Below are 12,143 nucleotides of genomic sequence, written 5' to 3'. Positions count from 1 at the left end.
TTTTCCTATGCTATTGGAACGGGAATGGAGGTGCCCGATCCTCGCACGGCTCTTGACCGTCTCGTCGAGGCGAGCGGGGAGAGCTATGCGGCACTGTCGCGCATGCTTCACCGCAACCCGGCCTATCTCCAGCAATATGTGAAACGCGGCACGCCGCGCCTGCTGGCGGAGCGCGACCGCAAGCTGCTCGCCGGGTATTTCCGCGTGGACGAGGCGTTGCTGGGCGGGCCCTCGAGGCCAGCGATCCCGGCTGTCGCGCAGGTGCGCCGGCTTGACGTCGCTGCCTCGGCCGGGCCGGGCGGGCTTGCCGAGGACGATCGGCTGCTGGGCGGCGAACTGTTCGATCCGCGGCTGCTCTCCTCGCTCGGCGTGCGGGAAGATCAGAGCGCGGTGCTGCGGGCCCAGGGCGAATCGATGTCGCCGACGATCGAGGATGGCGACCGAATGCTGATCGACGAACGCGACCGGCAGATCGTGGCACGCGGGGGCATCTTCGTCATCCGCCTGGACGGGGCTCTGATGGTGAAGCGCGTGGCGAAGACCGGCGGCCGTGTCGCCGTCACGAGCGACAACCTGGCATTCCCGCCGATCCCGTTGCGCGGGCCGGAGGAGGTGGAGGTGGTCGGCCGCGTCGTCTGGCTGTCACGGGCGCTGCGTTAATTGTCCCGTATCGGCGTGCTCTTGCCGGTGATGCTGCGCTGGTGCCTAGCGCCGCACGTTGAGCAGCCAGATCGCGACCGCCAGGGCGATGCCGATGCCGGTACCGATCAGGAAGCCCGGAACCGGTTCGTACAGGAAAAGACCGGTCACGGCGCCGCCCATCGCGCCGAGTGCGATCAGGACGCCGCCGGCTAGCGGGGTGCGAGTGGGAGGTTTGCTGGCCATGGCTGGCCTCTGCCATGTCCCGCGGCAGGACGCCAGCGTCCCGCTACGGGATCGGTGGGGCTGTCCCGGAAGGCGCGTTTACCACTCGCCCCCGCGGGCGCTGGCGATTCTGCTGATGTGGCACGTGACTTGATGGCTTTTCCCCGGGCCATTCCGGGGAGTCTCAATGTCGTATTTGCCGTATCTCGCCGACCGCGGCCAGGTTGCCGATGCCACCGCGCTGATCGCGATGTTCGGCGACGATGCCGGGCTCGAGGCGGCGGCGCGCGCTGACGAGAGCCGTGACATCGGCAATTATCTCCATTTCTGCCGCTGGCGACAGATCGAGCGGCTGATCCTGCTGCTTTCGGCTGAGACCGCCATCGGCACGGTTCACTGAGATCGCGCGCCAAGCCACTGTCACTTCTGGATTTGACCGGCTAGACCGGGCGAATGTTGCTTTCGGTCGGTCGGCGAGCCGCGCTTCGGTGCGCCGCCGCGGGTCTTTTCATCTGGTCCGTTCCCTGCGCCGATGCGCAGGAGGGCGGAGCGGCGACCGGGCCACTGCTTCCGTTAACCCCGTCTCCATTGTCTCCGTCTCCCCTATCTCCATCCGCCCTATCTCCATCTACTGCCGCATCCTCGGGCCTCGATCCGCAGTCGCCGCTGGCGCCCATGCCGGGGCTGGGCGTGGAATGGCCGGATCTCGACGCGATGCCGCCCGAGCCGGTCGATCCCGCCGCGCCGGTCGAGATGACCGGGGAATCCCGCTACAGTTACAGGGTCGACGGTATCGACGCCGTTACCAGCCCCCTGCTTCATCAGCGTTTCCTGGGCCTTTCCACGCTCAAGGCGCATGAAGGCGATCCGGCCAATGCCGCGCAACTCGACCGCCGCGCGCGGGAGGATTCGACGCTGCTGGTCGGGCTCCTCCGTGCCGAGGGCTATTATGACGCACGGGTCTCCACCCGGGTCGAGCAGAATGGCGGGCGGGCGCTGGTCGTGCTCGATGCCGAACCGGGCCTGATCTACAAGTTCGAGGGAGTGACGCTTGCCGGTGTCGCAGCCGCCGGCGACAAGGAAAAGGGGCTGCGCGACGCCTTTGGACTGAAAGCGCAGGACACGGTCAATGCCGATCGGGTGGTCGCGGGCGAGGCGTCGCTGCGCACCAGGATCGGCGAGCAGGGCTTTCCCTTCGCCGATGTGGGCGAGCCGGAGATCGTGGTCGATCACGCGACCCACACGGCGACGCTCTCGATGACGATACAACCGGGTGGCGAGAAGCGCTTCGGCACGGTCACCACGGCGGCCGACAACAAGGTGTTCAACGCGAAGCACATCCTCGAGATCGCGCGATTCAGGCCGGGCGAGCCCTATAATGCCGCCTCGCTTGACGACCTTCGCCGCGCGCTGATCCAGACCAGCCTTGTCTCGACCGTCGAGATCAAGCCGGTCCAGAGCGCGGATCCCGATGTCGTCGATATCAATGTCGCGCTCGCGCCCGCGCCCCCGCGCACCATCGCGGGAGAAATCGGCTACGGCACCGGCGAAGGCGCGCGCGCCGAGGTGAGCTGGACGAATCGCAACCTGTTCCCGCCCGAAGGCGCGCTGACCCTGCGCGGTGTGCTGGGTACCAAGGAGCAGCTGGCCAGCGTCGTGTTCCGCCGTAACAATTTCGAGGGTCGCGACCGGGTACTGACCGGCCAGATCGTCGCGTCCAACCTGACGCGCGACGCTTATCAGGCGAGGACCTTCTCGGTCTCTGGCAGCCTGGAGCGGCAGACCAATATCTTCTTCCAGAAGAAATGGACCTGGTCGCTCGGCGCCGAACTGGCTGCCTCGGACGAGCGTGATGTGATCCTCTCGACCGGGGCGCCACGGCGACGGACCTTCTTCATCGGGGCGCTGCCGACGACGCTGTCCTATGACGGATCCGACGACCTGCTCAATCCGACCAAGGGATTCCGGCTGAGCGGGCGGCTGTCGCCCGAAATCTCGCTCGAGGGCTCGGCGTTCGGCTATGCGCGGATGCAGGTCGACGCAAGCGCCTATCAGTCAGTCACGCCGAGCGTGGTGATGGCGGGGCGAATCCGGCTGGGCACGATCGCAGGCGCGCCGCGAGACGCGATCGCGCCGTCGCGACGTTTCTATGCCGGCGGCGGCGCTTCGGTGCGCGGCTACAGCTATCAGAGTATCGGCCCGCGCGATCCCAACAACGATCCGATCGGCGGGCGGAGCCTGACTGAATTCTCGATCGAGGCGCGGGTGAAGGCGTTCGGCAATTTCGGCGTGGTGCCGTTCCTCGACGGCGGCAATATCTACACCACGCCGCTGCCCAAATTCACCCAGTTCCGCTTCGGCACCGGCATCGGCCTACGCTATTATTCAAGCTTCGGGCCAATCCGCATCGATGTGGGTACGCCGATCAACCGTCAGCCCGGGGATTCGCGCGTCGCGGTCTATGTTTCTCTGGGGCAGGCGTTTTGAGCGAGGAAGCGACTCCGCCTGCAGCCCGGCCGCGCCGGCGCTGGTGGCGCTGGCTGGCTGGCGGAATTCTCGGAATCGTCGCTCTGCTGGGGGCGGCGCTGGCTATCCTCGACACCAGCATCGGCCATCGCTGGGTGGCGGACCAGATCGCGGGGCTGCGGCCGTCCAATGGCCTGCGCTTCAGCGTCGGGCGGATCGAGGGATCGCTCTTTTCCCGGGCGAGGCTGGTCGACGTCCGTATTTCCGACCCCAAGGGCCTGATCTTCTACGCGCCGCGTGCCGACCTGAGCTGGGTGCCCTTCGCCTGGCTCGACAACAGGCTGCATATCCGCAGCCTGGTCATTCCGCGTGCGACGCTGGCGAAACTTCCGCAGACGATCCGCACCGGCAAGGGAGGGCCGTTGCTGCCGGGGTTCGACATCCGCATCGGTGAATTGCGCGTCGACCGGCTGGCGGTTTCCCCGAAGATCACGGGCGTGGCGCGGACCGGCCGCTTGGCCGGACGCGCAGATATCCATGCCGGCCGCGCGCTGGTCGATCTTTCGGCCACGGTGGAGGGTAGCGACACGCTTGCGCTGAAGCTGGATGCCGAGCCGGATCGCAACAAATTCGATGTCGGCGTTCATGCCCGGGGCACGGCGAACGGCGTGCTGGCGAAGCTCGCCGGTTTTGCCCGCCCGATCGCGATCGATATCGCCGGCGACGGAACCTGGGCCATGTGGAAGGGCATGGCGCGCGCGGATGTCGGTCGGGTACGACTAGTGGATCTCGCGCTGAACAACCGCTCGGGCACCTACGCGCTGACCGGCACCCTTACTCCGGCGCCGCTCGCCAAGGGCAAGTTGCAGCGGCTGACGACACCGCGCATCGCCGTCAGCGGCGCCGCGACCCTTGCCGACCGGCGGCTTGACGGAACCCTCACCCTGCGTTCCGCCGCGCTTGCGATCGATACGGTGGGAACGGTCGATCTCGGGCAGGGCGCGTACCGCAACCTGCGCCTTCATGCCCGGCTGCTCCAGCCCAAGGCGCTGTTCCCGAACATGAGTGGTCGGGGAATCGAACTCCGCGCGATCCTGGACGGCGCCTTCGCCACCGCGCATTTCGACTATCGCCTGAAGGCCGACCGCTTCGCCTTCGACGATACCGGGTTCGAGGTCGCGCGCGCCGGCGGCGCCGGCACCTTTTCGAAGTCCCCGATCAGGGTGCCGATCCGCTTCACCGCGGCGCGGGTGACGGGCATCGGCGACGTCGCCGGTGGCATCCTCAGGAATCTCAGCCTCGACGGGATGCTTCGCGTTACCAGCAAGCTCGTCATCGGCGACGACCTCCGCGTCAAGTCGGACAAGCTGACCGGTCGGATCAACCTGACGCTCGACCTGGTGACCGGCAAGTTCGAAGTGGGCGTCAACGGCGTGCTCGGCCGCTATCTTATCCCCGGTCTCGGCATTGTCGACGTCAGATCCATCCTTCGCGTGGTCCCGGGCCCGGCAGGGCGAGGCGCACGGGTAATCGGCACTGGCACGGCGCAGATAGTGCGGCTCGACAATGCCTTTTTCCGATCGTTGACGGACGGCTTGCCGAAAATCACGACCGGGCTCGAACGAACGCCCGACGGCATCCTCCACCTCAACAACCTCGTCCTGACATCGCCGTCGCTGCGCCTTGCCGGAAACGGCATCCGCCGGCGCGACGGCACGTTCCATTTCGAAGGCCGCGGCACCCAGGCGACCTATGGTCCGCTCACCCTGAAGCTCGACGGCAAGATCGAGCGGCCGACGCTCGACCTGGTGTTCGAACGGCCCAATGAAACGATGGGGCTGAGCAATGTTGTCGCGCATCTCGATCCGACCACACGCGGTTTCGCCTTCACCGCGCGGGGCGGGTCGAGGCTCGGGCCGTTCGACGGCAAGGGCGAGATCCTGTTGCCGTCCGGTGCCGAAGGCACCATCCAGGTCGACGAGCTCGACGTCATCGGCACCAGGGCGAACGGAGCGTTGCAGATCGTGACCGGCGGGTTCGAAGGCCGTCTCGCCATCGCAGGTGGCGGCATTTCGGGCGAATTGCTGTTCCGGCCGGTGGGCACGATCCAGCGGATCGAGGCGCATCTGGCAGCTGACGCGGCCAGGCTTGACGACGTTATCACCCTCCGGCGCGGTCGGCTCGACGCGGTCATGCTGCTCGATCCTGTCGGCACCTCAATCGACGCGACGGCGACGGGCAACGGGCTGCGTCGCGGCACCCTGTCGCTCGGGCGGTTCGCCGCCAATGCGTCGCTCCGCGGCGGGCGGGGCGAGATCCGCGCCTCGATCGCCGGTGCACGTGGCCGCGCCTTCGACATCCAGACGGTCACCCAGGTGACGCCCGACAGCTTCGCCGTCTCGGCCCAGGGCACGCTCGACCGCCGCCCGCTACGCCTGGCGACTCCCGCGGTGTTCACCCGCGACGGCGACGGATGGCGGCTCGCCTCGACCAGGCTCAGCTTTGCCGGCGGGGAGGCCCAGCTCGCCGGGCGGTTCACTGAAGCGTCGAGCGCGGTCGACGCGACCTTGTCGCGCATGCCGCTGTCGATCCTCGACATCGGCTATCCCGGGCTCGGGCTTGGCGGAACGGCGTCGGGCAAGCTCTCCTTCGCGCAAGGCCATGGCGCAGCCCCGACAGGCCGGGTCGACATGACGGTGCGCGGGTTGACCCGGTCGGGGCTGATCCTGTCGTCGCAGCCGGTCGACGTGGGAATCGCCGGTATCCTCCAGCCGGGCAAGGCGGCGGCGCGTGCCGTCGCCAAGAGCGGCGGGAAGATGGTGGGCCGGGCGCAGGCGCAGCTCACTTTGTCCGGCTCGGGAGACCTGGCGAGCCAACTCGCCAAGGCAGGGCTGTTCGCGCAGCTTCGCTATGACGGGCCGGCTGATACCCTGTGGCGACTCACCGGCATGGAATTGTTCGACCTGACCGGACCGATCGCTATCGCCGCTGATCTGGGTGGACGGGTCGACGATCCGCAGATTCGCGGCGTGGTCGAGGCGAAGAATGCCCGGATCGAAGGCGGCGTGACCGGCACCGTGCTCACCAATGTGCAGGCGTCCGGGCGGTTCGGTGGGTCGCGGCTGGTGATCGACAAGTTCGCCGCGGATGCTGGCAAGGGTGGGCGGGTCACCGGGACCGGAACCTTCGATCTCGCCGCCGCCAACGGTTTCGGCATCGATCTCGCGATCCGCGCCGACAATGCGGTGATGATCAACCGCGATGATATCGGCGCGACCGTCACCGGGCCGCTGACGATCAGGTCGGACGGGCAGGGCGGGGTGATCGCCGGCGATCTGGTGCTTAACAAGAGCCGTTACCGGCTCGGTCGGGCCAGCGCGGCAAGCGCGGTGCCGCAGCTCAACATTCGCGAGATCAACCTGCCGGGTGGGGGTGAAGAGGATGAGGTGCCGCGCAAGCCCTGGCGGCTCGCGATCAAGGCACATGCGGCGAACCAGCTCATCGTCAGCGGCCTCGGTCTCAACAGCGAATGGTCGGCTGATCTCCAGCTTGGCGGTGCGCCGGACAATCCGGCGATCAACGGCCGGGCAGACCTGGTCCATGGCGACTACGAGTTCGCCGGCCGCCAGTTCGAGCTTGAGCGTGGGCGTATCCTCTTCGTGGGCGAGGTGCCGGCCAACCCGTCGCTCGACATTGCCGCCAATGCGGATTCGACCGGGCTGAGCGCGAGCATCCGCGTGACCGGCAATGCGCAGAAACCGGAGATCAGCTTCACGAGCATCCCCGCGCTACCCGAGGATGAACTGCTCTCGCGCCTGTTGTTCGGCACCTCGATCACCAACCTCTCAGCACCCGAGGCCTTGCAACTCGCGGCAGCGGTCGCGGCGCTGCGTGACGGCAGCGGTGGACTCAACCCGATCAACGTGGTGCGCCGCGCGGCCGGGCTGGACCGGCTGCGGATCCTGCCCGCCGATCCGCAGACCGGCGCGGGCACGTCAGTCGCGGCGGGCAAATACATCACCCGGCGGCTGTTCGCGGAGATCATCACTGACGGCGCGGGCTATTCGGCGACTCAGGTCGAATTCCGGGTGACGCGTTGGCTGTCGGTCCTTTCGAGCATTTCCACGCTCGGCCGGCAGAGCGGGAATCTGCGTGTGTCGAAAGATTATTGAGAGCGCGTTTCCGCACGACCGGCTGACATTGAGGCGACAAGGCGCCGATATCAGGGTATCCAGCGACGATCGGCCGGACGTCGGGGTGTTTTCCCGCCCGACGAGGCATTGCGGGGAGCAGGCGTGGACGACAGGCGGGACGATCAGAAGGTCGATATCTGCATCGTCGTGCCGCCCTTCGCGGATATCGCGACGCCGCCGCTCGGATCGGCGATCCTTGCCGCGGCGTGCAAGGCGCGGGGCCTGAGCGTCCGCGTATTGCACGGCAACATCCTGCTCGCGAGCCTGTCCGGATATGACGCCTATCGCGCGGTGAGCGATTCCTCGATCAAGCAGATGGTCGGTGAAAGGCTGTTCCGCGATCACGCCTATCCATCCACGATGCGCGCGCGGCTCGGCGAGCCTGGTCCGATACCGGAGGCGCTGAAAGCGGAGCATGATGCGATCGCGCCGATGGTCGGGCCGTTTCTCGATGCGTTGACCGCGCAGATCGTCGCCCTGGCGCCGCGCATCCTCGGGATATCGTCGGTCTTCCAGCAGAATCTCGCTTCCGCCGCGCTGGCGCTGCGGGTCAAGGCCGCCGCGCCGGAGATCTGCATCGTCCTGGGCGGCGCCAATATCGCGTCGCCGATGGGGGAAGCGCTGGCCGACATCTTCACCGGCGTCGACCATTTCTTCTCGGGCGAGGCCGACACCGCCTTTCCCGATTTCTGCGAGCGCTATGTCCTGAAGGGCGAGCGTCCCGCCGGGCGGGTAGTGCATTGCGAGCCGATCAGGGACATGCGGGTGACGCCGACCCCCGATTTCTCCGATTTCTTCGCCGATCTGCGCGCCGCCCAGGCCCGGCGGCAGCTCCCGCCCGAACTGCCCTATTCGCTGCCGATGGAAAGCTCGCGCGGATGCTGGTGGGGGGCGAAGAACCACTGCACCTTTTGCGGCCTGAACGGCGAGACCATGTCGTTCCGCGAGAAGCCAGCGGCGCTGATCCTCGAGGAGTTCGACGCGGTCGGCGACTTGTGGGGCGTGAAACGGTTCATGCTCGCCGACAACATCATGCCGCTCCGCTACCTTAAGGATTTGCTTCCGGTGCTCGCCGAGCGCGAGGAGCGGCCGAACCTGTTCTATGAGGTGAAGGCCAATCTCACGCACGAACAACTCGATCTGATGGCCCGTGCCGGGATCGATGCGATCCAGCCTGGAATCGAATCGCTCTCTTCAAGCGTCCTGCGGCTGATGCGAAAGGGCGTGTCGGGCCTGCAGAACATCATGCTGCTGCGCGATTCCCGTTCCTTCGCGATCCGAGTGGTGTGGAATTATCTCTACGGCCTGCCCGGCGAGACGGCGGAGGCCTATCGTGCCGTGCTGGACCTGATGCCGCGGATCGAGCACCTTCAGGCGCCGAGCGGGATGAGCGGGATCGTCATCGACCGGTTCAGCCCCTATTTCAACGAACCCGCGACCTTCGGCATCGCTGATCTGACGCCGATCCCCGTCTATCGCGCGCTCTATCCCGACGACGCCGCGCTAGATCGAATCGCCTATCATTTCATGGGCCGCTACTCGACCGAACTGCTCAAGGACCCGGCCCTGCTGCGCGCGCTGGAGGAGGAGATCGAGCGCTGGAAACAGCAATGGACTCGCCGGTCGCCGCCGGTGCTCGCGATCGTCAAATCCTCGGCGGCGGGGGCGATGATCGCCGATACGCGCCGCGTCGCGCGCCAGCCCCTGACCATCATCGCGCCCGACAGGGTCGCGGCGCTGCGTTCCTTCGAACGGCCTGTCGCGCGCGACGATCTGAATCCTGCGCTGGCCGCGCATGCCGACTGGTTCCTGGCTCGCGACATGTTGATCGAGCATGAAGGCAAGCTGCTGAACGTGGTGACCCATGCCGGTACGCTCGCCAGCCCGGCGCTGCAGCGCCCGGAGCAACAAAAGGCGGCGGACCTGGCGGCCTGAGCGTCTGCTCCGCGATTGCCGGGAGCCCAAATCCGCTGCCGGGAGTTGACCGGGCATATCCCGGATGAATGAGGCCGCATGACTCTCCCCCAGATGCTATCGATCGCCACGCTCGCCGGGATGATGGCGCTCTTCATCTGGGGCCGTTTCCGCTACGACGTGACGGCGATCCTCGCCTTGCTCGCGGCGCTCGCGCTCGGCATCGTCAAGCCGAAGGAAGCGTTCACCGGCTTTTCCGACGACATCGTCATCATCGTCGGTTCGGCCCTGGTCATCTCGGCGGCGGTGCAGCGGTCCGGGGTGATCGAGATCGCGCTCGCCTTTGTCTCGAAACGGGTGAAGCGGGTGCGCTCGCAATTGCTGGTGCTGACGGCGTCGGTCGGCATCGCCTCGGCGCTGGTCAAGAATGTCGGCGCGCTGGCGATGCTGATGCCGGCCGCATTCCAGATGGCCAAGAAGAACGACACCAGCCCGTCGGTCTTCCTGATGCCGATGTCGTTCGCCTCGCTGCTCGGCGGGCTGATGACTCTGGTCGGCACCTCACCCAACATCATCGTCAGCCGGGTGCGGGAGGACATGACCGGGCAGCCGTTCGGCATGTTCGATTATTTCCCGACCGGGTTCGGGCTGCTGCTGGTCGGCCTGGTCTTCCTGCGCTTCGCCTACCGCCTGTTGCCGCGTGACCGCCATGCCGCACCCACCATGGGGGAGGCGCTCGACATCAAGGGCTATGTTACCGAGGCGTCGATTCCCGAGGGATCGTCGGCGGCGGGCGAGACGGTCACCGCCTTTGTCGAGCGTCACGATCACGAGGTGACCATCACCACCCTGTTGCGCGCCGGGCTGCGCACGCCGCCGCTTCCGGACATGGTCCTGCAGGAAGGCGACACGCTGATCCTTGGCGGTGATCCGGACTCGCTCGAACGCGTCATCGCCAGGGACAAGCTCCAGCTGGAGGGACAGGATCGAGACGTGCCGGAAGGCAGCGAAAAAGATCAGGTCGGTGTGATCGAGGCAGTGATCAATGCCGAATCGGTGCTGATCGGGCAGACGGCGGGCCGGCTCAGGCTCCAGCAAAGCTATGGCGTCAACCTGATCGCCGTATCCCGCGCGGGCCAGCGGCTGACCAAGAGGCTGGGGGAGACGATGCTCAGCGCCGGTGACGTGATCGTGCTGCAGGGGCCGCTCGGCCTGTTGCCGGAACGGCTTCGTGATCTCGGCGCGTTGCCCCTGGCGGAGCGATCGCTCCGGCTGGGCAATTCCAGACGCGGCTGGCTGCCGATCCTGATCCTGGCGGTTGCGATGGGCGCGACGGCCGGCGGCTACGTGCCGGTCGCGGTCGCCTTCTTCGCGGCGGCGGGACTGGTCATGGCCACCGGCGCGTTGCCGGTGCGCGAGGCGTATGAGAATGTCGAATGGCCGATCCTGATCATGCTCGGCGCGCTGATCCCGGTGAGCGATTCGCTGCGGACCACCGGCGCGTCGGACGTGATCGCGACATGGCTCGCCCATCTCGGCGCGACCCTGCCGCCCTGGGGCGCGGTGGCGCTGATCCTGGTCGCGGCGATGGCGGTGACGCCGTTCCTCAACAATGCAGCGACCGTGCTGGTGATGGCGCCGATCGCCGCTGTGTTCGCGCATGATCTCGGCTACCGGCCCGAGGCGTTCCTGATCGCGACGGCGATGGGGGCGGGGTGTGATTTCCTCACCCCGATCGGCCATCAGTGCAACACGCTGGTGTTCGGGCCGGGCGGATACCAGTTCGGCGATTATGCCCGGCTTGGGGCGCCGCTGTCGATCCTCGTGGTGTTGGTCGGTACGCCGCTGGTGATCTGGACCTGGCCACTACATTGAGACGCGACGGCCTTGGCGAGGCGGGCGGGAAGCTCCGGCGCCATGTGCGGGTAGAGATCGGGCTCGATCGCTTCCAGCTCCATCAGCGCCAGACTGCCGTCGGCGAGGCGCAGCAGGTCCACCCTGGCGTAAAGCGACGGTTCGGGCAGCGCGGCCACAACCGTCTCGGCGAGCGCGAGTTGCGACGGCTCAGGTTCGAAACGGCTGAACTGGCCGCCGAACTGCGGCTGGATGCGGAAATCGCCCTGCTTCGCCACCTTGCGGACCGCGTGGCTGAAGGTGCCGCCGATGAACAGGAAGGACAATTCGCCTTCGTCTGAAACCGCGGGCACGAACGGCTGGATGATCGCGTCGTCGAGCGGCTCGATCGGATCGCCCGGCCGGACGCGCACCGTGCGGAAGCTGCCCCCCGATACCTGCGGTTTCACCACCAGTTCCCCGGCGCCGAAATGGTCGAACGCGGCGGCGAGACTTGCGTCGTCGGCCCGGCCGAACCGGCTCGGCACGATCGGGACGCCTGCTGCCTCGAGCTCGAGCAGATAGGTTTTCCGGGTGTTCCACGCCAGCAGGGCAGGCGCGTTGAGCAACAGCCGTTCCGCCGGCCAGGCTGCGAGGATCGCCTCCCACCGGGCGACGTCGAGATGATAGCCCCAGGCGAACAGCGCTAGCGTTGCATCGGCCCCATCGCCCGGTCCCTGATCCCAGGGCCGGGTGGCCAGCGTCATCCCGTGCGCCGCAAAGGCGTCGCGATACCGGTCGAGAATCTCCACCGCCGCCGCGCCATATTCGCTGGCGGCGGCGGGCATCAGCACCTCGATGGTCAGGGTCATG

At 67.1% G+C, this 12,143-nt stretch carries 8 protein-coding genes; 6 read left to right on the top strand and 2 right to left on the bottom strand.

Going from position 1 to position 12,143, the window contains the following annotated elements; genetic code table 11:
• Positions 1-24: 24 nt before the first annotated feature.
• The gene (locus NDN01_RS14685; protein ID WP_272622365.1) at positions 25-660 is read left to right on the top strand and encodes a S24 family peptidase; all 636 of its coding nucleotides are present in this window, start codon (positions 25-27) and stop codon (positions 658-660) included.
• A 45-nt stretch (positions 661-705) separates the two neighbouring features.
• Here the strand turns inward: NDN01_RS14685 and NDN01_RS14680 are convergent, their stop codons facing one another.
• Positions 706-885, bottom strand: coding sequence for a hypothetical protein (locus NDN01_RS14680; protein WP_272622363.1), 180 nt, complete (start codon positions 883-885; stop codon positions 706-708).
• 166 nt (positions 886-1,051) lie between these two features.
• On the opposite strand from NDN01_RS14680, the gene NDN01_RS14675 reads away from it, so the two are divergent.
• The 5 genes from NDN01_RS14675 (at position 1,052) to NDN01_RS14655 (ending at position 11,312) form a co-directional block, all read left to right on the top strand.
• Positions 1,052-1,264, top strand: coding sequence for a hypothetical protein (locus NDN01_RS14675; protein WP_272622361.1), 213 nt, complete (start codon positions 1,052-1,054; stop codon positions 1,262-1,264).
• A 53-nt stretch (positions 1,265-1,317) separates the two neighbouring features.
• Positions 1,318-3,351, top strand: a complete 2,034-nt coding sequence (locus NDN01_RS14670) for an autotransporter assembly complex protein TamA (RefSeq protein WP_443025124.1) — start codon at positions 1,318-1,320, stop codon at positions 3,349-3,351.
• Complete coding sequence (locus NDN01_RS14665) at positions 3,348-7,502, top strand: translocation/assembly module TamB domain-containing protein (RefSeq protein ID WP_272622357.1); 4,155 nt, start codon at positions 3,348-3,350, stop codon at positions 7,500-7,502. Before NDN01_RS14670 ends, NDN01_RS14665 begins: the two co-directional genes overlap by 4 nt.
• 123 nt (positions 7,503-7,625) lie before the next feature.
• Complete coding sequence (locus NDN01_RS14660) at positions 7,626-9,458, top strand: RiPP maturation radical SAM C-methyltransferase (RefSeq protein WP_272622355.1); 1,833 nt, start codon at positions 7,626-7,628, stop codon at positions 9,456-9,458.
• Between the two features lie 78 nt (positions 9,459-9,536).
• Positions 9,537-11,312, top strand: a complete 1,776-nt coding sequence (locus tag NDN01_RS14655; RefSeq protein ID WP_272622353.1) for an SLC13 family permease — start codon at positions 9,537-9,539, stop codon at positions 11,310-11,312.
• On the opposite strand, the gene NDN01_RS14650 is transcribed toward NDN01_RS14655, so the two are convergent.
• Positions 11,228-12,142 (bottom strand): ATP-grasp domain-containing protein, encoded by a 915-nt coding sequence (locus tag NDN01_RS14650; protein ID WP_272622351.1) that lies wholly within the window; start codon positions 12,140-12,142, stop codon positions 11,228-11,230. The genes NDN01_RS14655 and NDN01_RS14650 overlap by 85 nt on opposite strands.
• Between the last annotated feature and the right edge of the window lies 1 nt (position 12,143).

The organism is Sphingomonas sp. QA11 (assembly GCF_028473665.1).
GTDB lineage: Bacteria > Pseudomonadota > Alphaproteobacteria > Sphingomonadales > Sphingomonadaceae > Sphingomonas > Sphingomonas phytovorans.
Note: the sequence above shows the minus strand (reverse complement) of the source record. Positions and strands in the feature narration are given on the sequence as shown.